The 23,176-nt window shown below is 49.0% G+C and carries 16 protein-coding genes; 13 read left to right on the forward strand and 3 right to left on the reverse strand.

Annotation, left to right across the window (positions count from 1 at the left end; all coding sequences use genetic code 11):
• Positions 1 to 129: 129 nt before the first annotated feature.
• The 10 genes from argF (at position 130) to DQG23_RS27660 (ending at position 16,479) form a co-directional block, all read left to right on the forward strand.
• Positions 130 to 1,077: an ornithine carbamoyltransferase gene (gene argF, locus DQG23_RS27615; protein ID WP_238178056.1), complete on the forward strand. Its 948-nt coding sequence runs from the start codon at positions 130 to 132 to the stop codon at positions 1,075 to 1,077.
• A gap of 143 nt (positions 1,078 to 1,220) precedes the next feature.
• Positions 1,221 to 2,459, forward strand: a complete 1,239-nt coding sequence (locus DQG23_RS27620) for an argininosuccinate synthase (protein ID WP_113034268.1) — start codon at positions 1,221 to 1,223, stop codon at positions 2,457 to 2,459.
• Between the two features lie 361 nt (positions 2,460 to 2,820).
• The gene (gene argH, locus DQG23_RS27625) at positions 2,821 to 4,236 is read left to right on the forward strand and encodes an argininosuccinate lyase (RefSeq protein ID WP_113034269.1); all 1,416 of its coding nucleotides are present in this window, start codon (positions 2,821 to 2,823) and stop codon (positions 4,234 to 4,236) included.
• Between the two features lie 289 nt (positions 4,237 to 4,525).
• Complete coding sequence (locus DQG23_RS27630; RefSeq protein ID WP_113034270.1) at positions 4,526 to 6,847, forward strand: helix-turn-helix domain-containing protein; 2,322 nt, start codon at positions 4,526 to 4,528, stop codon at positions 6,845 to 6,847.
• Positions 6,848 to 7,048: 201 nt separating this feature from the next.
• Positions 7,049 to 7,990 (forward strand): ABC transporter permease, encoded by a 942-nt coding sequence (locus DQG23_RS27635; RefSeq protein WP_238178060.1) that lies wholly within the window; start codon positions 7,049 to 7,051, stop codon positions 7,988 to 7,990.
• 15 nt (positions 7,991 to 8,005) lie between these two features.
• Entirely contained in the window at positions 8,006 to 8,911 is a 906-nt protein-coding gene (locus DQG23_RS27640; protein WP_113034271.1) for a carbohydrate ABC transporter permease, read from the forward strand.
• 27 nt (positions 8,912 to 8,938) lie between these two features.
• Positions 8,939 to 10,549 (forward strand): extracellular solute-binding protein, encoded by a 1,611-nt coding sequence (locus DQG23_RS27645; RefSeq protein ID WP_113034272.1) that lies wholly within the window; start codon positions 8,939 to 8,941, stop codon positions 10,547 to 10,549.
• A gap of 52 nt (positions 10,550 to 10,601) precedes the next feature.
• Positions 10,602 to 12,584 (forward strand): NHL repeat-containing protein, encoded by a 1,983-nt coding sequence (locus tag DQG23_RS27650; protein WP_113034273.1) that lies wholly within the window; start codon positions 10,602 to 10,604, stop codon positions 12,582 to 12,584.
• Positions 12,581 to 15,253, forward strand: coding sequence for a cohesin domain-containing protein (locus DQG23_RS27655; protein WP_113034274.1), 2,673 nt, complete (start codon positions 12,581 to 12,583; stop codon positions 15,251 to 15,253). The genes DQG23_RS27650 and DQG23_RS27655 overlap by 4 nt, the downstream gene beginning before the upstream one ends.
• 200 nt (positions 15,254 to 15,453) lie before the next feature.
• Positions 15,454 to 16,479, forward strand: a complete 1,026-nt coding sequence (locus DQG23_RS27660; RefSeq protein ID WP_113034275.1) for an S-layer homology domain-containing protein — start codon at positions 15,454 to 15,456, stop codon at positions 16,477 to 16,479.
• 88 nt (positions 16,480 to 16,567) lie between these two features.
• On the opposite strand, the gene DQG23_RS27665 is transcribed toward DQG23_RS27660, so the two are convergent.
• The 3 genes from DQG23_RS27665 to DQG23_RS27675 all read right to left on the reverse strand — a co-directional run bounded on the left by DQG23_RS27665 (position 16,568) and on the right by DQG23_RS27675 (position 19,833).
• Positions 16,568 to 17,452: a DUF4097 family beta strand repeat-containing protein gene (locus DQG23_RS27665; protein ID WP_113034276.1), complete on the reverse strand. Its 885-nt coding sequence runs from the start codon at positions 17,450 to 17,452 to the stop codon at positions 16,568 to 16,570.
• Positions 17,453 to 17,457: 5 nt separating this feature from the next.
• Complete coding sequence (locus tag DQG23_RS27670) at positions 17,458 to 18,012, reverse strand: HAAS signaling domain-containing protein (protein WP_158560721.1); 555 nt, start codon at positions 18,010 to 18,012, stop codon at positions 17,458 to 17,460.
• A 387-nt stretch (positions 18,013 to 18,399) separates the two neighbouring features.
• Positions 18,400 to 19,833 (reverse strand): VanW family protein, encoded by a 1,434-nt coding sequence (locus DQG23_RS27675; RefSeq protein ID WP_158560722.1) that lies wholly within the window; start codon positions 19,831 to 19,833, stop codon positions 18,400 to 18,402.
• Positions 19,834 to 20,262: 429 nt separating this feature from the next.
• On the opposite strand from DQG23_RS27675, the gene ftsE reads away from it, so the two are divergent.
• The 3 genes from ftsE (at position 20,263) to DQG23_RS27690 (ending at position 23,158) form a co-directional block, all read left to right on the forward strand.
• Positions 20,263 to 20,949 carry a cell division ATP-binding protein FtsE gene (gene ftsE, locus DQG23_RS27680; RefSeq protein ID WP_113034279.1) on the forward strand — a complete coding sequence of 229 codons (687 nt, stop codon included), beginning with the start codon at positions 20,263 to 20,265 and terminating at the stop codon, positions 20,947 to 20,949.
• On the forward strand, positions 20,939 to 21,856 hold the full coding sequence (gene ftsX / locus DQG23_RS27685) for a permease-like cell division protein FtsX (RefSeq protein ID WP_113034280.1): 918 nt from the start codon (positions 20,939 to 20,941) through the stop codon (positions 21,854 to 21,856). The genes ftsE and ftsX overlap by 11 nt, the downstream gene beginning before the upstream one ends.
• A 93-nt stretch (positions 21,857 to 21,949) precedes the next feature.
• Positions 21,950 to 23,158 (forward strand): murein hydrolase activator EnvC family protein, encoded by a 1,209-nt coding sequence (locus DQG23_RS27690; RefSeq protein ID WP_113034281.1) that lies wholly within the window; start codon positions 21,950 to 21,952, stop codon positions 23,156 to 23,158.
• Positions 23,159 to 23,176: the final 18 nt, after the last annotated feature.

Here is a 23,176-nt window from a genome sequence, read left to right on the forward strand (position 1 = left end):
ATAGGGAAGTATGCAAAGCGATTCCTCATGGATAAACGGGGGCTCCCCCGAAAGTACCGGGAATACGCTTCGAAGGAAACCTTCATTTTTGGGGGAATTTGTTAAGGGTTTGTGAAAGGAGAGATAGCGTTGGCGGAATTAAAGCTAGACGTAAATCTGAAGGGGCGGGATTTTCTCGGTTTGGTCGATTACACCCCTGAAGAAATTCAATATTTGATCGACTTGGCGGTCGAGCTGAAGCGCAAACAGAAGGCCGGCGAGGAGTACCATCCGCTTAAAGGCAAGACGTTGGCGATGGTATTCGAAAAATCTTCGACGCGCACGCGCGTTTCGTTCGAGGTCGGCATGTACCAGCTCGGCGGTCAAGCGCTGTTCTTGAGCCGCAACGATATCCAAATGGGTCGCGGCGAGCCGATTTCCGATACGGCGCAGGTGCTTTCGCGTTATGTGGACGGCATCATGATCCGTACGTTCGCACACCGCAACGTAATCGAGCTTGCCCGCGCGGCGACCGTTCCCGTCATCAACGGGCTTACGGATTTCTCGCATCCGTGCCAGGCGCTGGCCGACTACCAAACGATCTACGAGCACAAGGGCTCGCTGAAGGGCTTGAAAATCGCCTATATCGGCGACGGTAACAATATGGCCCACTCGCTGATGATCGGTGCGGCGAAGCTCGGCATGCATATTGCCGTTGCGACTCCGGAAGGCTACGAGCCGGAGAAGGAAATTACGGAGGTTTCCAAGGAAGTGGCGGCGACGACCGGCGGAAGCGTGACGGTATGCCGTGATCCGAAGGAAGCCGTATTGAACGCCGACGTTATTTATACGGACGTATGGGCGAGCATGGGCTTTGAGGAAGAGCAGAAGCAGCGGGAAATTGCCTTCGCGAACTATCAAGTGAACGAAGAGTTGGTGAAGCATGCTAAGAAGGATTACCTGTTCATGCACTGCCTGCCGGCACACCGCGGCGAAGAAGTGAGCGAGGGCGTAACGGACGGCCCGAACTCGATCATTTTCGACCAGGCGGAAAACCGCCTGCATGCGCAGAAAGCGATCATGGCCTCGATTATGTAAAAAAGGCAAGTCCGTTAAGACGGGTTTTATAAATGGAATGAAGCAAGACGGGACTTTGGGGCGGCGCCGGCTGCAGGCCGATCGGGCAAGGCGCGGGCCGCCTCGAACCCTGTCGACGAAAATAAGGAGCGTGTCACAAGCATATGGCGAAGGAAAAAATCGTGCTTGCCTATTCGGGCGGGCTGGATACGTCGGTCATTCTGAAATGGCTGAAAGAAACATACGACGCGGAAATTATCGCATTCACGGCGGATATCGGACAAAAGGACGAGCTGGACGGCCTCGAAGCGAAGGCGCTGCAAACCGGCGCGTCGAAAGTATATATTGACGATCTGCGCGAAGAATTTGCCCGCGACTTCATTTACCCGATGTTCCAATCGGGCGCTTTGTATGAAGGGCAATATTTGCTCGGCACGTCGATCGCGCGTCCGCTGATTGCGAAACGCATGGTCGAAATCGCACGCGCCGAAGGCGCTACGGCGATCGCACACGGCGCGACAGGCAAAGGAAACGATCAGGTTCGTTTCGAGCTGACGGCTGCCGCTTTGGCGCCGGAGCTTGGCGTAATCGCCCCTTGGCGTCTTGACGAGTTCCGCGAGCAGTTCCCGGGACGCGCGGAGATGATCGCTTATGCCGAGAAGCATGGCATTCCGGTGCAAGCGAGCGCGGCGAAGCCGTACTCGACTGACCGCAATCTGCTTCACATCAGCTTCGAGAGCGGCATGCTGGAGGATCCTTGGTTCGATCCGAGCGCGGAGTCGAATGAAGACATGTACGTGCTTAGCGTTTCGCCGGAGCGCGCTCCTGATCAAGCGGAATACGTGGAGCTGGAGTTCGACAAAGGCGATTGCGTGGCGGTTAACGGCGAAAGCCTGTCCCCGTTGGAAGTCATGGAGAAGCTTAACGATCTCGGCGGCAAGCACGGCATCGGCCGCGTCGATATGGTCGAGAACCGCTTCGTCGGCATGAAAAGCCGCGGCGTATACGAGACGCCGGGCGGCACGATCCTCTTTACGGCCCACCGCAAAATGGAATCGCTGACGATGGACCGCGACGTCATGCACTTGCGCGACTCGCTGATCTCGAAATACAGTTCGCTCGTGTATAACGGCTTCTGGTTCGCGCCGGAGCGGCTCGCTCTGCAGGCGCTCGTAAACGAGAGCCAGAAGAACGTAACCGGTACGGTCCGCATCAAGCTTTACAAAGGGAACGTGATCGGAGCGGGCGTGAAGAGCCCGGTCAGCCTTTACAATCCGGATATCGCGACAATGGAAGCGGACCCGACGAAAGCGTACAATCAGAACGATGCGACAGGCTTCATCCGCCTGAACGCTTTGCGCTTGAAAGTAGGCTCCGGCGTCGAGCAGAACGCGAAAAAATAAGGAAGCCTCGTAATGGCTCCCGTCATTGGAGAATGCGGCTTCGCAAGCTTGAAGGACAAGTCGCTCCGGGCGGCCGGAAAATGGAACAAATAACCGAAGGACAAATTACCGATAGTACAAGCCGAAGGGTCGAGCGAATGCTCGTCCCCTTTGACGGTCTTATATACTGTATTTCGTATGACGCATCGCTCGGGAGAGGCAAATCTTTTCAGAGCTGGAGCGCGTAAAGCGGTCTGCTTTGCGCCAAAAATCAGAACGCAATTCGCGATTCGCATCTTTTCGGCTGTTGACCGATAGTTGCGGGTACGGCGAGCATCCTTGCTCCAAGGACGGCGAAGGTTAAGGAAGGGGAGTTACGTACGTGTCCAAACTTTGGGGTGGACGTTTCACGAAGCAAACGGATCAATTGGTAGAAGAATATACGGCTTCGATCATGTTCGATAAGGCGCTGGCCGAGGAAGACATTCAAGGCAGTCTTGCGCATGTCACGATGCTGGGCAAATGCGGCATTTTGCCGGCTGACGATGTGGAGAAAATCAAGGACGGTCTCTTGAAGGTACAAGGCATGATTCGCCGCGGGGAAGTCGAGTTTACCGTAGGCGACGAAGATATTCACATGAATATCGAGAAAACGCTGATCGACGAAATCGGGCCGGTCGGCGGCAAGCTGCATACGGGCCGCAGCCGGAACGACCAAGTCGCGACGGATATGCACTTGTACCTGCGTAAACGGGTCGTCGAGTTCGTCGGCCTGCTGAACAAGCTGAACGAGGCGCTGATCGGGCAATCGCTCGCCAACCTCGACACGATTGTGCCGGGCTATACGCATCTTCAACGGGCTCAGCCGATTTTGTTCGCTCATCATATGATGGCGTATGTGTCCATGTTCCAGCGCGACATCGAGCGCATGCAGGACAGCTACAAGCGGATTAATTCGCTGCCGCTGGGCGCCGGTGCGCTGGCCGGAACGACGTTCGCGATCGACCGTCATTTCGTGGCGCAGCAGCTCAAATTCGACCGCGTGTACGAAAACAGCCTCGACGCTGTCAGCGACCGCGATTTTATCGTCGAGTTTCTGGCGAACGCCGCGCTTGTTATGACGCACTTGTCGCGTTTGTGCGAGGAGCTCGTCCTCTGGTCGAGCACGGAATTCGCTTTCGTCGAGCTTGACGATGCGTTCTGTACGGGCAGCAGCATTATGCCGCAGAAGAAAAATCCGGACGTACCTGAGCTTGTCCGCGGCAAGACGGGGCGCGTTTACGGTAACCTGTTCGGTCTTTTGACGGTGCTGAAAGCATTGCCGCTTGCCTACAACAAAGACATGCAGGAAGACAAAGAAGGCATGTTCGATACGGTCAAAACGCTGCAGGGCGCGCTGCAACTGTTCGCGCCGATGATCGCGACGATGAAGGTCAACCGCGAGCGGATGCGCCAAGCCGTCAACCAGGACTTCTCGAACGCCACCGATATCGCCGATTATTTGGTGAACAAGGGGCTGCCGTTCCGCCAGGCGCATGAAGTGATCGGGAAAACCGTGCTGTACTGCATTCAGAACAAAAAATATTTGCTCGATCTCAAAATCGAGGAGTTTCATCAGTTCTCCAAGCTGTTCGACACGAATATTTACGATGTGCTGCAGCCGGAGAACGTCGTCAACGCACGTAATGTATACGGCGGTACGGCTTCCAACCAAGTATCGGAAGCAATCGAACGCGCACAGAAGCAGCTCGAGGAAACGAACGACTGGGTGCAAGCGTACGTCGAGAAAAGCAAATAATGAATTGCATAAGTGCTAGATAAAGTGAAATGGACGGTGACTTGTCACCGTCCATTTTTTTCTGCGTCTTTCTTTTCTTACGTAATAAGGGAAATGCGGTCTATCTCCCTTCTTGAGCGGCAAGTTATTTATAAAAATGGGTGTCCATATTTACTCTTGGATGTTTACTCCAATATGTCTCAGACGTATGATTAATCTTATAACATTTTTTCCTGTTCATGGTTATTTCAATAAATCCCTTCCCAATGAAATTAGCTCTCGCTTAATCACTTAAAAAGGGGTGTGAAATTTGAATAAATCCGGGAAAGAACTCCATTCAAGAAGAAAATCCCTAAGAAAGGTTTTTCTATTATTACTAGCCTCGTACATTTCACTTTTATTGGTGGCTATGATCAGCAGCATCATTTATTACCAACGGGTGGAGTCGAATATGCTTGATAGCGCCAAACGCACAAGCATGACTATGTTGGAGCAGTTGAAAATAGACATGGATAACAAGATTGAATATGTAAATAAACTCAGTAACAGTTTAGTGTTCAATCAAAAGATGGATATGTTGGTTAGAGATAATCAAACGGTATATACATATGAGGACTTAATGAAAGATATGATGGGCTTTACAAAAAGCGATTTTATTTATGACTACTATGTTTATTTTGCAAATAGTGATGAAATTGTAACTTCTACTATCAAAATAGATCCTAAGCATTTCTATGATAACGTTTACAATTATGAAGATGTTCAGTATGAAAAGTGGTATTCCATGCTGCATGAATATCATTTCAGGAAATATATGTCCGCAACCCGACTAAACGCTTATGGCTCCCAAACACAAAGCGTTATTACCTTTATGCAGACGATACCGATTCACAGAAGCAGCACCATGGCACAAGCGATCATTCTTATTGATGAAAGCAAGATCAAAGCAGTTATCGATAAAATGAACTGGGCAAGCGGAGCGCATATCTATGTCCTTAATAAAGACTCTGAAACCATTCTCACCTCCAAAAATGCTCCGGTCATATCCGATGATATAAAACATGCTATGAATACCACGAGCGGAGTGGTTGATCATGAACAAAACTCCGAGAATGTTATCGTGTCCTTCCAAATCTCCGATGACACCGGTTGGAAATATATTATGGTTACTCCGAAATCAAAGTTTTTTTCGCAAATCAACCGGATTAAAGTAAACGGGTATATCATTCTCATCATATGTACCCTGATCGGAAGCGTATTAGCATACATTTACACTTATAAAAATTATCGTCCCATAAAGGAAATCAGCAACATCATCGGTCATGAAGACAACAGCAATATACAATCCAATAACGAATTTGAGCATATCAGATCTTTCATTATTCAAACTCTTGAAAAGAAAAAAGAGCTTAAAGACATAATCAATGTACAGGCTCCAATCATGCGCTCAAGCTATTTCACTAAACTTATGAAAGGGTATCCGTGCAGTACCGGGAATGAGAAGGATTCTTTAGGATTTCTGGGAATTGAATTGCAATCGGACGGATTTATGGTGATCATCACCGAAATTAGCGACCGATGCGGTTTTTTCAAAGATCATACAGAGGAAGAGTGGATGTTAGGGCGTTTTATCCTCATGAATGTAGGCGAGGAATTATTTAATAACGAGTACAGATGCTACTTTGTTGAGATTGATCATTGCCGTGTAGCGTTTATTTTGAATCTGCAGCAAGATCGCGACGGAATAAATCAAAAAAATGAATTTGAACAAATCTATACGATTTACAATGAAGTGATTGAGAAAAAGTGGGGGTTATCCATTACTTGTGGGGTGAGCAATCAACATACGGGCATGATTCAGTTAAGAGAATGCTACGATGAGGCTATGAAAGCATTGGAATACAGTACGGTTAAAGGTAAAGGCGGTATTATTTACTTTGAAGAACTGAGCCGGGGAGACAGCTATTATTACTATCCGATCGACATTGAAATTCAAATGATAAATTTTTTGCGCTCGGGTGACTATGAGAATGCGATTCAAATGGTGGATATGATTATTGAAGTAAACTTCAAGTCAAGACGTATTAGTTATGAGACCGGTAAATGCTTAATCATTGAAATGATCAGCACATACATGAAGGTTATGAACGTTATTCTGGCGAAATCAGGCGAGAGTACGATCCCTATGGATGATATGGTAAAGAACGTACTCGGTTCCAGCACGATTGCAGAGATGAGCATGAAGATGAAGGAGATAGCCGACAGTATATGCAAACTGGTCAAGAAAAATCAGGGGACTCCCGGCGAGAAGCTGGTAAATGAAGTGATTGCGTATATTCGGGATAATTTTAGCGATAATTCCTTAAGCCTTAAATCCATAGCGGAACGATTCAATATTACTCCTCAATATGTCTCTACACTGTTCAAAAAACATACATCTGAGAATATTAAGGATTTTATTTCCCAAATCAGGTTGGAGAAGGCAAAGGAATATCTTGCAGACAGTAGTTTGACCACATCTCAAATCGCTGAATTGCTGGGTTATGCGGATGAGAAGGGGGTCATAAGGCTGTTTAAAAAATGCGAAGGGATAACCCCGGGAAGCTATAGGAAAAGCATAGGTACCGAATAATTCGATCGGCGCAAGCGATCTCTTCATCGCAGAGATCGGTATGCGTCTTTTTCATTGGCAAAGATTAAGAAATGGAAGTCGAGATTTAGTCTTGGGTGTTTATTCGGATATATCCTTTGACGTATTGTTACTGCAGACATACGGCAGTTTTTTATGGCTGCGCGTAAATAAAGCGAGAGGAGTGATTAAATGTTGAGCAGAATGCCCCTTTATAGACAAAGTATCGGCAGAGCGATTTGGAACAACCGATCTATAAAGGGGATGATCAGGGGGTGGAGGCTTTATGTCTTTATTCTACCGGCATTTCTTTATTTTATTATTTTCTGTTATGGCCCGATGTATGGAGTACAGATTGCGTTCAAGGATTTTATTCCGGCCAAAGGGATATGGGGGAGTCCATGGGTAGGCCTTAAACACTTCAGCATGTTTTTTGGTTCACACGCGTTCGATACTGTTATTAAAAATACGGTTTCCATATCGTTATACACGCTGATTGCAGGATTTCCTGCTCCTGTCATACTGGCATTGATGCTGAACGAAGTAAAAGGAAAGTTCTTTAAAAAACTTGTACAAAATGTAACCTACGCTCCCCATTTTATATCTATGGTTGTAATGGCAGGCATGATTATCATGTACTTAAGTCCTAATGGTATAGTCAATCAATTATTTGAACATGCGGGTATCGCAAAAATTCCGTTTCTTGAGAAGGCCAGCTATTTCAATGATATTTATGTGTTTTCCGGGATATGGCAAAATGTAGGCTGGGGATCCATTATTTATCTTGCAGCTTTGGCCGGGATTGATCCTCAACTGCATGAAGCGGCAATCGTAGATGGCGCTACCAGAATGCAAAGGATTATTTACATTAACATTCCCAGCCTGATTCCAACCATGGTTATTATCCTTATACTTGATGCCGGCGGAATCATGAATGTAGGGTTTGAAAAGGTTTATCTGCTGCAAAATCCCTTGAACCTGGAGGCGTCGGAAGTCATATCTACCTATGTTTATAAAGTAGGACTCCTTAAGGCACAGTACAGTTTTTCAGCGGCGATAGGTTTATTCAATACCCTGATTAATTTATCGCTTATGCTGTTAGTCAATAAAATCTCAAGAGTCGTAAGCAAAACCAGTCTTTGGTGATAAGCGTGGGAGACAATTATGAATGCGATGAGGGAAACAAAGCTGGATCAAATTTTTGTAGCGATCAATACGGTTCTACTGTCGGGCATACTAATAGCCACTTTATATCCGCTGGTGTTTGTTATAAGCGCTTCGATCAGTGATCCCGATTTGGTCAATTCCGGCAGGATGATTTTATTGCCTAAAGGAATCTCTTTTGAAGGGTACGCCAATGTGTTTAAAGATTCACGTATATGGACGGGTTATAAAATGACAATTTTCTATACGCTGGCAGGGACATTAATAAACCTTGCAGTGACCATACCTGCAGCGTACTCTCTGTCAAGAAAGGATTTTGTCGGCAAAAAGGTCATCATCATTATTTTTATGGCTACTATGTTTTTCAGCGGAGGGCTTATTCCAACCTATCTGTTGATGAAAGATATAGGTATCCTTAACACGATTTGGTCCATGCTGCTGCCTGGAGCAACATCAATATGGTATATCGTGATATGCAGAACGTATTTCCAGACGAACATCCCGGATGAATTAAGAGAAGCGGCTGTCATTGATGGGTGTACCGACTTTAGATTGTTTTTTTCCATCGTGCTTCCTCTATCCTCGGCCATTATAGCCGTCATGGCCTTGTTCTTCGGAGTGAGTCATTGGAACAACTACTTTTCAGCTTTAGTATACCTCTCAGACAAGGAGTTGTTTCCGCTCCAGCTTATACTGCGGGAAATTCTTGTGAAGAGTGAATTCAATGCTCAAATGCTTCTGATCGGTTCCAGCGATTCGGAGGCGCTTGGTAAAGAACTACGGATCGCAGAACAAACCAAATATGCGTTAATCATCGTCTCCACTTTACCGGTTATGCTGGCGTATCCGTTTATTCAAAAGTATTTTGTAAAAGGCGTAATGGTAGGCTCATTGAAAGGTTAATCTCTAATAAAGAAGAGGAGTATTGGAATGAAAAAGAAAGTTGCCCTGCTAATGGCGCTCGGAAGCACGATGTCAATTATTGCTGCATGCAGCAGCGAACCGGCGAAAGAAGCTGAGAAGCCTGCCGAAAAGGAAGATAAGGCTGCCAGCTATATGAACGCAACAGGATTTCCGATTGCGAAGGACAAAATCACGATTAAGGCGATGGGGTTAAAGGATCCGGGGGGAACGGAATGGAACGACCTGGAGCTGTTCAAGAAGGCGGAAGAGCTGACGAATATTCATTTTGATTTTCAACTGGCTGAGCAGTCGACTTATGAGGAGAAAAAGAACCTTGCCCTTGCCAGCGGAGAGTATCCGGATGTCTTCTTCCGTAGCATATCTGTAAATGACGAGGAGGTTTACGGGAAGCAAGGCACGTTCATTAACCTGAAACCTTTGATCGATAAATATGCGCCCAACTTAAAAAAGCGTATGGAGGAAAATAAAGAGTTAAAGGCAGCGATAACGGCAACGGATGGAAACATCTATGCCTTGCCTTATTATGTTCAGACCAGTACGTTGAATCCGCATGTGAGCTTTTTTAATGCCGAGTGGATGAACCGAGTAGGCATGACCATGCCGCAGAATACGGATGATTTATACTTGTTGCTGAAAGCCTTCAAAGAGAAAGACCCGAACCAAAATGGCAAAGCAGATGAAATTCCATGGTCCAGCTATCGCTTTGAAGCCATGAATCAGTTCATTTTACCGGCGTTTACAGGACTTTCCGGCGGACCTGTATTCGATGTTAAGGACGATAAGGTTGTTTTTACGCCAATCCTTCCAGAGTTCAAAGAATATCTTGCCTATATGAACAAGCTCTATAAGGAAAATCTGATCGACCATGAATTTCTCACCCAGACTGCTCAACAGCATCTCGCCAAAGTGAAAAGCGGCATAGTGGGCGTATATAATACATCGCCAACCGTACTTCCGCCGGAAACCACCGAATTGCAGGATTCTCTCGAGCCTATTACGTCTCCATTTAACAGCAAAAAGGTTGCGAGAGCTTACAGCCCCATTTATACAGGCAGAGCGGCCATTACAGACAAGAATAAATATCCGGAAGCTACAATGCGCTGGATTGATACGTGGTATGCCAAGAGTGACGAAGCGGTACAGGGTCTGAGCGGAACCGCTTTATTTGTCGGAATGGAGAACGAGCATTGGGAATATGCGGATCCGGAAAAGAAGACCTACAAATTCAAGAGTCCTGTTACGAGTTTTCAGGATATCAATAAGAAAGTTTCCGTAAGTTCGTATATGCCTAGCTATTTGGAATTTATGCCGTATCCTTCCGGTTCCCCACTCATGGAGATGAAGGTCAAGGGAGTTCAAAAACGCCAGGAGCCTTATATGAAGTCGTATTTCCCTACAACAGCAAGGTATACGAAGGAAGAGGGCGAAAAGGCTACCATAATAGAAACGGATATTAATACGTATGTGGAACAGATGATGACAAAGTTTATTACCGGCGATGAACCGATTCAAAATTTCGATAAATATGTGGAAAGCTTGAAGAAAATGAAACTCGATGAACTTACCGCCATTAAGCAAGCTATTTATGACAGATGGCTGAAAGGCAAAAACAGCTAGTTTTTGAGCGAAACCGGATTCGACATTATTCATTATGCAGGAGGTTGACCAAATGATTAATCATTCTCGGTATGGGGCTCCCGAATTTATGGGGTATCCGCTGAAAGAGACCTTTCTATTAAATTGTGCTGTAGGTATAGAGGATGGTCAAAATATGCTGTATACCTTACAGACGGGGAGACCGCCGGTTTTTAACGTATTTGACATCGATGCATGTCGTGTTGTACGTTCCTTCCCGCTTTCAGAAGATACCCATACTTGCTGGACACATAAAATTGACGCCGAGGGCAATGTATACTTTGCCACGCAGGCAACAGGCAGGCTCTATAGGTATTCGCCAATATCCAAGGAAGTGGAAAGCCTGGGGTATGTGCTGGGTGAGTCTGCACTCTACCACATTTGTTTTGATGAGGAACGCAACGTATATGTGGGAACATTTCCAAACGCCAAAATTGTCAAATACGATGTAAAGGAAAAGCGCTTTTATGACCTTGGCACAGTCATTGAGGGTGAAAAATATGCCATGTCCATGGTCTATTACAAGGGTTTCCTTTACGTCGGAGGCAACTCTGCAAGTACAAGCTTTTATAAAGTGAATGTAAAGTCGGGAGAGAAGGAGCGGCTTAAAAACCCAAGTATTTCAGGTGTGTTTGATGAAACCCAGGTTCGCTGCTATTATATGATGACTCTCGTTGAGCACTATCTTTTTGCCCATACGAAGCTGTTTGACGGTACCTATGTCATGCTGGTATATGATTTGGAGCAAGGACGATGGTTAGACTTTGTTCTGGATAAGGCATTTGGACATCATGTATCACCCAAGCTCGACGGCAAGGTTTACTTGATCCTGGAGAAAAGGGTAAAGTCATTTGATCTTGCTACATGTGAAATTGAAGAGACGGGTATGGATTATGCAAATTACATCATGGGCGGAAACTGGGTCCGGATGAAGGATCAGGAGAAGTACCCGGGCAATACGTATGTAACTGTAAATTACGACCTGGGGAAGCCTGTTCTGCTCAATTTGCAAAAGAAAGAAGTAACCGTGCTGGAAAATGCCGACTTTACAGATCAGCCGATTGAAATAAGGGCTATGGGCACGGACCCGGATGGACATATCATCTTCGGGGGTTATATGGGGACGCATGGCGCCGTTTTTGATGTTGCAACAGGGGACTACCGAATATTCCCGATCGGACAGATCGAAGGAATGGGGACTTGCGGCGACAAAGTGTATTTCGGTATTTATACACAAGCCCAAGTACATGAGTTTGATCCCAAGCTGCCTATCGATACGGGCAATAACCCCAGGTTTTTGAGGAAAATCGGGGAAAAACAAGACAGACCTTTTAAGGTCATTGAAGCGGAAGGCAAGGTTGTCATATCGTCTGTTCCAACTTATGGCGAACTTGGAGGAGCATTGACGATATTCGATCCGGTCGGCGATACCTGGGCGGTATATCGAAATATTGTTCCAAACCATAGTGTCATTTCACTTGCGTACCGTGATGGGAAAATATATGCATCGACCTGTATATGGGGCGGGCTCGGTATTGATCCTATCGAGAGAGATGCCAAAATATTCGTTTTTGATCTTGCCAAAAGTCAAAAAGTAGCGGAAGTAACGCCGAAGTTTCCTGATTTCCAGGATCACCTGATGCATATAGGAGATATTTCTTTTGGGCCTGACGGTCTGTTATGGGCGGTATCGAAAGGATTTGTTTTTGCTATGGACCCCGAGACGCTGGAAATTATGAAATATCGTAATATCAATGGGTATGATTGGACGGTGGAAGGAATAAGATTGGTTCCTATATGTATCCGTTGGGGGCATGACGGGCTTATGTATATCAATGCGAACGACACCATGGCCGTGTTTGATATCCATAGTCTCGATTACAAGATTATTGGGGGAAGGGCAACGCACTTTGAAATAGGCAAGGACGGAAACCTGTATTATACGGACTACTCCCGGTTGTATAGAATCGACGTTTCGAATACAAACGAACCCGTACCAGGAGGAAAACAAATATGAGAAGACGAGCGTGGAGATGGGCAATCTCGATGATGGCTTTTCTGATGATCGTATTTGGAACGCTAACACCTGCTTGGGCAGATGGGCCGGGATCGCCGAATAGTAAAATAATAGACGGACCCGAATTCCTGGGTGAACCTCTTACACAGACACTTCTGCTCAATACGGCGCTTGGAACGGAAGACGGACATAACATGCTCTATACGACTATGAGCGGAAAGCCTGATGCCAAGTTCATTGTGTATAATCTGGATACCCATACCGCAGAGCGTACATTCGAGCTTCCAGGTGTAAAGAACTCATGGAGCCATAAAATAGACAGCAAGGGGAATGTTTACATGCTCCCTCATGGCTATGTAAGGGTCTATCAGTATTCGCCAGTCACCAAGCAAATAAAGCAAAGCGGGCTCGTTCCAGGAGAAACCGCTACATACGGCTTAAACATTGATGAGAATGACAATGTGTATTTCGGAACTTTCCCCAGCGCCAAAGTAATCAAATACAATCCTGTTACAGATGAAATGACGGATTTCGGAACGATCTTTCCCGGACAAAAGTACGTCATGTCCATGGTATACCATGAGGGATTCCTTTATGCAGGCGGGCAGGATCAGAACAGTATGTTTGTCAAAATAAATGTCGAAACAGGCGAGAAGACGCCGATCCCCAATCCGAACGCTTCGGAGCTTCCGGAGCTTCCGGCAGGCTTCACACCTATTTCCTACTACATGATGAGTAAAGTGGACCATCTTGTTTTCGCTCAGATAAAAGCATCAAACGGTATGTATTACATGTGTGTATATGATCTTAACCAGGGCAAATGGGTGAAAGCGTTTTACAGATCCTTCGGACATTATGTGTCTCCAAAGCTCGATGGAAAGGTTTACTTGCTGGGCGGTCTCCCGAGTGACGGAACGACAAATGCATTATATTCGGTTGATCTGACAACGTTCGAAACGGAAGATACAGGAATACGGTATTATGGAAACTATACAGGGGGCGGATGGGTAGAGCTTCAAAACAGGCCGGATTTACCGGGTAAATCTCTTGTAACGGTTCAGCAAGGAAAAGTGTTGGCGTTTAACCTGGCGGCCCAAAAAGCAGAGTTCCTGCAGGAATCGAACTTTCCTGCTAATGGAATCCACATACAGGATCTTGAAGCGGGACCTGGCAACAAGCTTATTATGGGCGGATATATGCTTGACAAAGGTATCATCTACGACACGGAAACCGAGAGCAAGCAGGAGTTTGCAACTACACAAACGGAGACAATCAAGCGAATAGGAAACAAAATCTACTTAGGTTTGTATACGCAAGCGGTATTAAGTCAATTAGATTTGGAACAACCGATCGGACCCGCGAATCCAAAGCAACTGACTTCCTTCGGAACGGAGCTTCAGGATAGAATTTTTGATATTGAAGACGCGGACGGCAAGATTGTAATGGGGACCTTTCCTCGGGCAGGTTTTCTAGGAGGGGGACTTGCCATATATGATCCTGCAACAGGCGAAAGCCAACTCTACAAAAATGTAATTCCCGATCAGAGCGTAGAAGGATTGGCCTATAAGGATGGCAAGGTATATGGAGCCACCAGCATATATGGAGGCGCGAATCCTACTCAAACGGAGGCGAAAGTATTTATCTTTGATATGGCTTCAAGGCAAGTCGTTAAAGAGGTTGCGCCCAAAATGGCAGGCGTGGATGTTCCGCTTACCTTTATAGGGGATATTGAGTTTGGGCCGGACGGGAATTTGTGGGGCATCTCATCAGGCGTCGTTTTCGCTTTGGACCCGGTAACGCTCGAAACCGTGAAAGCAATCGTCGTTGACAGGGTTTCCAGTACCAAAACGCTGCCTACCGTAGCCCATCTTATTTTTGGAGAGGACGGCATGCTTTATACCAATGTAAACGGTTACTTCACCATCATTAATCCTTTTACATTGGAATACGACAAGACCTCGATAACGATGACTTACCATACGATAGCATCGGACGGAAACATATACTTTACAGGCTATTCTTCTGATACGCATAAGCTGTATAGAATGAAGGTTTCGGACCTTACGGAGAAAAGCACACTGACTGCCCCTGTCAGTACCGTTTCAGCCGAAACGGAATTCAAGGTTAGCTACGGAGTCAGCGATGTAAGTCGGGCCGTTTACGGTCAAGACATCAACCTGGAATACGACCCAGGCGTCATCGAGCTTGTATCCGCAAGATCGCTAATCGAAGGGGTCGCGATTGTCGAGACCGTCAAGGAGCCTGCCGGCAAGCTTCGTTTGATTGTAGCCAGTCAAGGTCCGCAGCACGTCGTTACCGGCAATGCGCAAGTGATCGAGCTTACATTCCGGGCGAAGGATGTTTTGCAAACGGCTTCAAGCGTCATTTCGATTACAAGCGCCTTGTTGAGCGATGAGCAAACAAACGAAGTTCAAGCAAAGGCATCGTCCGTCACAATTACGGTAACGGCAGACGGCGCTGGCGGAAGAAATCCGGATATCAATCAGGACGGTAAAGTGAGCATAGGCGATTTGGCGTTCGTGGCTGCGAATTACGGCAAAGACAGAAGCAGTCCGGATTGGGCACAAGTGAAGAAAGCGGATATTAACGGAGACGGCAGAATCGATATTCTGGACCTCGCGGCGGTTGCCAAGAAGATCCTTGAATAGCGGAATGTGAAGAGGGAAGGGGGAGGCCCCCTTCCTTTTTTTTAAATATAAGACTGTATATGTTTCACATAACAAGTGCTTATATTTCAACGGTAAACGCGCTTGTCCGAGCTTATGCTTACGAAGTCGCTTTCTTCGAAAGCGTTCAGGACAGCGAAGCCGTTTATCCTTGACCGAAAGTATAAGGAAAGGATGTTGTTATGAATCGCAGAGTAATCATTTCTCAGCTGCTTCTGCTGGTTTGTTTCCTGATGTTGCTTCCGATTAGCGCTTATGCGCAGTCAGCCCCGTCTATTCTGTTGACCGCAGCCAACCCGGTTGATGGAAAAGTGACGATAACCATGAGCGGCAACAATATGAACGATTTATACGGTTATGAGGCGAGCCTGGCTTTCGATTCCGGTATGCTGGAGCTTGTGGAAGCCAAATCCGGGCTGGAGGGGTTTTCCGTTTCGCCTGTTGTCAAGGGCAACGAGATCGTCCTCGCTCATACCAAAATCGGCAACGTAGCCGGAGAAAACGGAGATCTTCTCATTGGTACGCTAACATTTAAGATCAGGAAATACGGGGCTTCTACTGTCACATGGAAAGCTTTCAAAACGATCGACTCCCGCTTGGCCGCGCAAACCTACGCCATAGACGAGAGCGTTTCCGTGGTTGCTGCCAGGAAATTTGTGGATTTGGAGGGGCATTGGGCCAGAGAAGATATCGAATTACTCGCTGCGAAGGGCGTTATAGAAGGAATGGACGAAGATCATTTTGTGCCGGAAGCACATGTAACCAGAGCGCAGTTTACTGCGTTGCTCGCGAGAGCGCTGCATATCCAAACGGACGCGAAGCAGAATCCGTTCACCGATGTTTCTCCCGGTTCCTGGTATAACGAAGCGGTCCGCAGCGCCTTTGCTGCAGGCGTTATTCAGGGCGTGACGGAAACGAGCTTCGCTCCGGAGCAAAAGATCGCAAGGGAAGACATGGCCGTGATGATGGCGAGGGCGAGCGCCTATGTGGCGGGGGCTGCAACAGGGCAAAGCCTTGAAGGCGATTTGCCGATCTTTGCGGATATGGAGGAAGCAAGCGAGTGGGCCAGAGCAGACATTCGCGCAGCCGTTCACTTAGGCATCATCAACGGCAGAGAGGAGAATCGGTTTGTTCCTAAAGACAAGGCAACCCGGGCCGAAGCGGCTGTAGTCATAAAAAGGCTCTTGTCCTCGTTAAGCCTGCTTTAACCGGTGGATTGGAACAGGCGGGAGTCGTCCGTTATGCAGCCTGTAGGAGAAGCTAAATGGATAGCCCCCGCAAATGCAGTTCCTAATTCTACCGAAGACCTACCGAGACGCCGCCGATATCCGAGCGTATTTTGAGCAGCGGTCCTTTGTTTTTGTCGCCGATCGTGCCTTGGATATTGTGATTGTCGTTGCTCGTAAACACCATATCGGGAAGATTGACGGTGGATGCGCCGATTTCGCTCTTAATATCCACCCGCATCGCGTCGGTCCGCGGCAGCTTTACGCTGATCCCGCCGATATCGCTGTAAACGACGGCATCCTGGTTAAATTCGCTCAGTGATAAATGGATCGCTCCAATCCCGCTTTCAAGCTCGACAGCGCCGCTGACGTCCTTGATGTTCATAGCGCCCGTATCCGTCGAGGCTTTGAACGAATCGCTCTTGAAGCCGTCTACCGAAAGCGTGCCGACATCCGTGCTGAGTTTCGCTGTTTGTGCCTGCAGCCCTTCGATTCGAACGCTTCCGATGTCGCCTTTGACTTGAAGCGACCGGTACATTTTGTCGGGTACCGTTATTTCGAGCTTGGGGCGGAGATTGCCGTTTATCAAATCGAATATTTGCGGAATATCGATTCCGGTCTGAAACTTTTTGTGGATCAGCGCTTCGATGACTGCCGTATCGGACGGCTGCGTTTCGGCCTTAAAGCTGACTTGCTTTTCCATCGAGTTGAGCGCGCTGCCTTGGAACGAAACGTGTATATCGCTGTCCTTGCCGGGCAGGAGGACGACTTCCGCGTAGTCGGCTTTTACAGATATATGTTGAATGGCGGCAGCATCGATCGTTTTTTCATGTTTGAACTCGCTTCTCTCCTGGGCGAAACCGTCCGTTTCCTGGTACAGCCAGGCGAGACCGACCGTCCCAATCGCTATGAACGCGATGCCGATAAAAGTGAAAGTTTTGAGTGGAAAGCGCATACGTTCTATTCTCCCTTAATGAGCCGTTTGTTGGCTCGAATATAGGTGCGGACCAAGCGGGAAAAGCGCGGCACAATGGCCAGCATAGCCGATCCGAAAAGCAAACCGAGTCCGACCAGCACAAGGGAACCGAACAGCTCGACCAGCAAAATCGTGTTCGTTTGCTCAAAGCCGGTACCAATCATTATGAAAATGGGACTGGCAATCAAGATGAGCGAAACGAGCGAGAAAGAGAATAACACCCCGCATATTGCCAAGAAAGGCGCCAGCACGAATATCAAATTGAAGAAACCCAGCGCCACGCTGATCAGCATCGATTTAGCCGTGTTGTCTTGCGGCGGCGTCGGATAGCTTTCGTACATCGGCGGCGCCTGAGAGGTCATCCACTCCGGACCGCGGTTCGGCTGGCTGAGCCACTCGATGATTTCCCGCTCGCTTTTGCCGTTCGCCTCGGCTTGCCGGAACAGCTCCTCATAAACATATTGAATACGGCGCTGCTCGTCTTCCGGCAGCCCTCTTAACCGCAGCTCGAGACCTCGTAAGAAATCGTCTTTGTTCATTTGGAAATCCCTTCTTTTGTTCTTGTTGCTACAACCATACATGAAAACGGTCATAGTGACCAAGTAACTGCGGTCATGTGACTTCGGCCGGTACCGGCACATGCAAGAATAAACGTTCATGACCCTTCGGGTCACAGATTATGATGAAAACTCGGCGCACAATCGCGCATTTTCGTAAAACGGCTTCATCGTCCTAAACGCTTTCAAAGAAAGCGCCTTCGTAAGCATATGCTTACGAAGGCACGTTTACCGGGAAGTCGAACAATCAGTGAAGAGTATGTCTCCTGAGACTGCCAAAAACCCCCGCGGGAGGCGGAGGCGTTTAAGGCTGCAAGGGTAACCGGTGCGCGTCGGCGTGAAGTCAAATGTGAAATCGACAGCGCTCGCTTAGCGGAAATTCGGCCCGCGTACACCGTCCTCGATAACGGAGGGGGCGGGCGCCGTGTCGTCGCCCAGCTTCGATTCGTCGCCGTTCACGGCGATCAGCGTAGGCTGCGGCGCATAGGCATCGCGGGAGACGAGGTCGGTAGAGACGACGTTTCCGTTTTGCTTTTTGACGCGGTACGTTTCCACGATGAGCCCGGGCTTTCCTTGCTGGAGCGTCACCTTTTTGCCTTTGCGCAGCGTCGGGTTCTGGACATATTTGTTCGGCGCCGGAAGCTCGCGGATCGTCTTGGTCACGACCTCGTACGTGATGTCGCTCGGCGTTTGGCCGAACAGCTTGACGGTAAGGCGGCCGTTGTCCATCGAGGTGCGGATGAGCAGGTGATGGCCCGTATTGTTTTTGAATTTGAAGTTGATGTAACCGTCGGCATAGGTGGCGTCGAGTCCCGGCGTGACGTAGCTTACGGGAAGCGAATGGTTGCGCCGTTCGACGATCTGTAGTCCGCCCAGCAGCACCGCGTTATACAGTGTCGAAGATACTTGGCAGATGCCCCCGCCTACGCCCGGGACGAGCTTCCCGTTCAGAATGACCGGCGCTTCTTGAAAGCCGAACTTTTTTTCGGTTTCCTGGATGATCTTGCTGTAATCGAAAATACCGTCCGGCGGAAGCAGCATATCGTGAACCGTTTGGGCTGCGGAGGAAACGTTGTGGATGCGCCCCTCCCCGCTTGCCGGAAAAACGGTGGAAAACTCCGCTATTTTCCGCGTGATGCCTTGCGCTTTCAGCGTCTCTTCGGTGACGGCGGGTTTGATTGCAAGAAGCGGAAGCGTAAGCGGAATCGGCGCCTGCAGTATCCCGAGCATCCAATCCTTCGGAGGAAAACGCCCGTCCAGCTGCCGCAGCAGCTCCTCCGTATCGATCCGGTATCCGTTCCTGCCGGGATCGATCCGTACTTCATCTTGCGGAGATATGATACGCAACGCGTTGACCGGCTCGCTTTTTTGCAGCGCGATCCATGTCTGGTCCACCGTTCGCTGCAGCACCTCTTTATCGAAAGTAATTTGCAATCCCAGCGCGCGGTTCGTTAGTTTCTTGCGCAATTGCGCGCGCTGCCAAAGCGAGCCTGACTTCAGCGCTTCCATCTGCGCGATGATTTCGTCGGCATTGCTTCGCAGGCCCAGCTGTTCCAGAGTAAGCGAAGTTGCCACTCCGCCTGCCGGCTCGGCCTTCAGCCGGACTTGCTGCCGTGCGAGAAGCAAAACGGCATCCTCCAGCTTGGCGCGAAAGCCTTGGAGAGACACGCCCTCCGCATGCCAGCCGGACACGATGACGCCGGCCGGTACCGTCTGGCGGGTGGCATAGACCGCCAAGGACGCAGCGCCGCCGGCCGCTGCCAACACGCCAAGCACGATACCTCCGATAAGCAATCGTTTCAATAACGCCATCCCCTTCCTTCGTGGTCAGCCTGTACTACAAATGTATGACGGGGACATGCGGATTCATGCTCGTCTTTCCGGAACGACGCAAAGGTTATTGTTTCAGCCGCTAAATCGCGTAATTTCGAGGCTTGTCCGGATCGTCGCAGAATGTTTCGATTTTGTGGCAATTTGTCGGGTACGTAAAGGAATTTGACCGTTCGTGTCGAAGTGTATAAGGTACGACCGGACGGCCCATTTTTCGACATCGGACACAGGCAGAGGCGGGCTGGCGGGAGCTCGGGACGGAATGGAAAACTTGCGTGCAGAAAGCAAAACTCGACGGATCCTTAGGGAGTCGATCGAACGAACGGACTATCGGACGCCGTACATAAAAATAGACGCTGATCCGGCTGAGGCCGGTGTGTCAATAAACTGGGATGTGATTGAATGATAGAAATGCAGGATGTATGGAAGACGTATGCCGACGGGACGCATGCGATCCGTGGAATGAACCTGAAAGTCGACCGCAACGAGTTCCTTTATGTGGTCGGACCGTCGGGCGCCGGCAAATCGACGTTCATGAAAATGATATACCGGGAAGAAAAGCCGACCAAAGGGCAAATTTTCGTCAACGGGTTTAACCTCGGCAAGCTGAAGCAGCGGAAAATTCCGTTCGTACGTCGCAATATCGGCGTTATTTTCCAAGACTTCAGGCTGCTGCCCAAGCTGACGGTTTTTGAAAATATCGCATTCGCCATGGAAGTTATCGAATCGCCCAAAAAACTGATCAAGAAACGCACGATGGAGGTTCTGGAGCTGGTCAAGCTGTCGTCCAAAGCGGAATCGCTTCCAACCCAGCTTTCGGGCGGCGAACAACAGCGGGTAGCGATCGCGAGAGCGATCGTCAACAATCCGGCGGTCATTATCGCGGACGAGCCGACCGGTAACCTTGACCCCGAAACGTCTTGGGGCATTATGAAGCTGCTCGAAGAAATCAACTACCGGGGGACGACGATCATCATGGCCACGCACAACAAAGAAATCGTCAACACGATACGCAAGCGGGTACTCGCCATCGAGAAAGGGCAAATCGCGCGCGACGAGGCTAAAGGAGAGTACGGCTATGAAGATTAGCACGTTGGGCCGTCACTTTCGCGAAGGCGGTAAAAATGTAATCCGCAACGGCTGGATGTCTTTCGCGTCGATCAGCTCCATCGCAATATCGCTGTTTATTCTCGGTGTTTTCCTTATATTGGCCTTAAACGTAAACTACTTGGCGCAGCAAATCGAGAAGCAAGTGGAAATTCGCGTGTTCCTCGATGTCAATACGCCGGAGGAAACGGTTGCGGAAATCAATAGCAGTATCGGCGCCATGCCGGAAGTCAGCAAAGTGACCTTCGTATCCAAAGCGGAAGGGCTCGTCCTGATGCGGGAGCGGATGGGGGAGACCGGCAAAGCGTACTTGGAAGGGCTCGACGGGGATAACAACCCGCTCAACGATTCGTTCACCATCGAGGTTGCCGAGCCGCGGACCGTAGCGCAGGTAGCCGCCAACATTTCGGAGTTGAACGACGGCAAATCGGTGAAGCCGATCGTCAAAGTCAGCTACGGCCAAGGGACGGTCGAAACGATGTTCAAGATTACGTCGGCTATCCGGAACGTAGGACTTGTGCTTGTCGGCTGCTTGGCACTCACCGCGATGTTCCTTATTTCGAACACGATCAAGCTGACGATCATGGCGCGCAACCGCGAAATTCGGATCATGAAGCTGGTCGGTGCGACCAACAGCTTTATCCGCTGGCCTTTTTTCATTGAAGGCGTGCTGCTGGGCTTGATCGGGTCGGTTATTCCAGCCGGTATAATGACTTACGGTTACTGGGAGCTGCTGAACAACGGCAAGTTTGAAATGAGCTCGTTCATGATGCAGCTGAAGCCGTTTGAGGAGATCAGCTATCCGATTGCCGGACTGCTTATCGGGATCGGCATCGTGATCGGCGTTTGGGGAAGCACGATTTCCGTTCGCAAGTATTTGAAGGTGTAGAGAGGCAGAAAGTCCGTTATCGGCAGGGGGATTATGCTAAAGCGGTTCTGAGGAAGCGCACTTCGAAAGTATTTGCCAATAGGAGGATCCGATTTGAATAAACGTGTATTGTCGCTGATTGTTGGAGTAACGCTGCTCGGCGCCGCTTTGGCGCCGGTGATCGGTTATGCGGACAGGCTTCAAGACTTGAACAACGAGCTGAAGGCGATCGAGAAAAAAACGGCTGAGGCCAAGAAGAAAATTCAGGAAGCCGAGCGTGCCGCGGATAGTCTGAAAACCCAGAAGGCTGCGGAAACGAAAAACCTTGAAGAAGTTCGCAAAGATATCGACGATCATGCCAAAAAGCTGAACGAAATCAAAATGCAGAAGTTGACGGCCATAGAGGATCTCGACCGGACCGCCGTGGAGCTGCAGCAAGCGGACGACCGGGTGGCGGAGCGGGACAGGCTGCTCAAATCGCGCGTTCGTCTCATGTATATGAACGGCTCGGTTTCGTATTTGGACGTCATCCTTAGCGCGACGAGCTTTTCGGACTTTCTTGACCGGTTTTATGCGCTCCAGAACGTCGTCGGCCAGGACAAAACGATCCTGGAGGCAAACAAAGCCGACCGGCAGATTATTGCGGCCAAAGAGGAGCAGCAGAAAGTCCAGCTGGCGCAAGTGACTGCGCTCGAGGCCGAGGAAGAAGCGGTGAAGCAGAAGCTGCTGACGCAGGAGAAGCAGAAGCAGGTCATGATCGCTTCGCTGGCCAAGCAGGAAGAGGCTGCGGAAGAAATCAGCGAGGAGCAGGAGCAGGCGGTCAAGGAGCTCGCGCTTCGCCAGCAGAAAATTATCGACGAGAAGCGCAAGGAGCAAGAGAAGCTGAATAAAAAACCGGCGACGCCGGCTCCGAAATATTCGGGCGGCAAGCTGGGCTGGCCGATTCAGGGCGGCGGCGGCACGATCTCCGACAACTTCGGTTACCGGATCGATCCGATCAAAAAAATCCGCAAGCTGCACAAGGGCGTCGATATCGCTGCGCCAAGAGGAACATCGATTATTGCGGCGGAGGAAGGCGACGTGCTGATTGCCGATTGGACGTCGGGTTACGGCAATACGGTTGTGATCAATCACGGCAACGGCATGTGGACATGGTACGGTCACATCCGGGAAGGCGGCATTAACGTAAAAGTTGGGGATCACGTCAAACGCGGGCAAAAAATCGCCGAAGTAGGCTCGACGGGGGATTCTACCGGAAACCATCTGCATTTTGAGGTGCGGCTGAATCAGGAAGCGACCGACCCGATGCCATATTTGAAATAATTCGGCTTTTCGACAATA

It is taken from the genome of Paenibacillus contaminans (assembly GCF_003285015.1).
In the GTDB taxonomy this organism is placed as follows: domain Bacteria; phylum Bacillota; class Bacilli; order Paenibacillales; family NBRC-103111; genus Paenibacillus_V; species Paenibacillus_V contaminans.

Excerpts from the sequence above, each read along its gene's own strand:
- DQG23_RS27635 (WP_238178060.1), top strand. The coding sequence starts at position 7,049 with ATGCCCCTTTATAGACAAAGTATCGGCAGAGCGATTTGGAACAACCGA.
- DQG23_RS27655 (WP_113034274.1), top strand. The coding sequence starts at position 12,581 with ATGAGAAGACGAGCGTGGAGATGGGCAATCTCGATGATGGCTTTTCTG.
- DQG23_RS27665 (WP_113034276.1), bottom strand. The coding sequence starts at position 17,452 with ATGCGCTTTCCACTCAAAACTTTCACTTTTATCGGCATCGCGTTCATA.
- DQG23_RS27620 (WP_113034268.1), top strand. The coding sequence starts at position 1,221 with ATGGCGAAGGAAAAAATCGTGCTTGCCTATTCGGGCGGGCTGGATACG.
- DQG23_RS27645 (WP_113034272.1), top strand. The coding sequence starts at position 8,939 with ATGAAAAAGAAAGTTGCCCTGCTAATGGCGCTCGGAAGCACGATGTCA.
- ftsE (WP_113034279.1), top strand. The coding sequence starts at position 20,263 with ATGATAGAAATGCAGGATGTATGGAAGACGTATGCCGACGGGACGCAT.
- DQG23_RS27660 (WP_113034275.1), top strand. The coding sequence starts at position 15,454 with ATGAATCGCAGAGTAATCATTTCTCAGCTGCTTCTGCTGGTTTGTTTC.
- ftsX (WP_113034280.1), top strand. The coding sequence starts at position 20,939 with ATGAAGATTAGCACGTTGGGCCGTCACTTTCGCGAAGGCGGTAAAAAT.
- DQG23_RS27650 (WP_113034273.1), top strand. The coding sequence starts at position 10,602 with ATGATTAATCATTCTCGGTATGGGGCTCCCGAATTTATGGGGTATCCG.
- DQG23_RS27670 (WP_158560721.1), bottom strand. The coding sequence starts at position 18,012 with ATGAACAAAGACGATTTCTTACGAGGTCTCGAGCTGCGGTTAAGAGGG.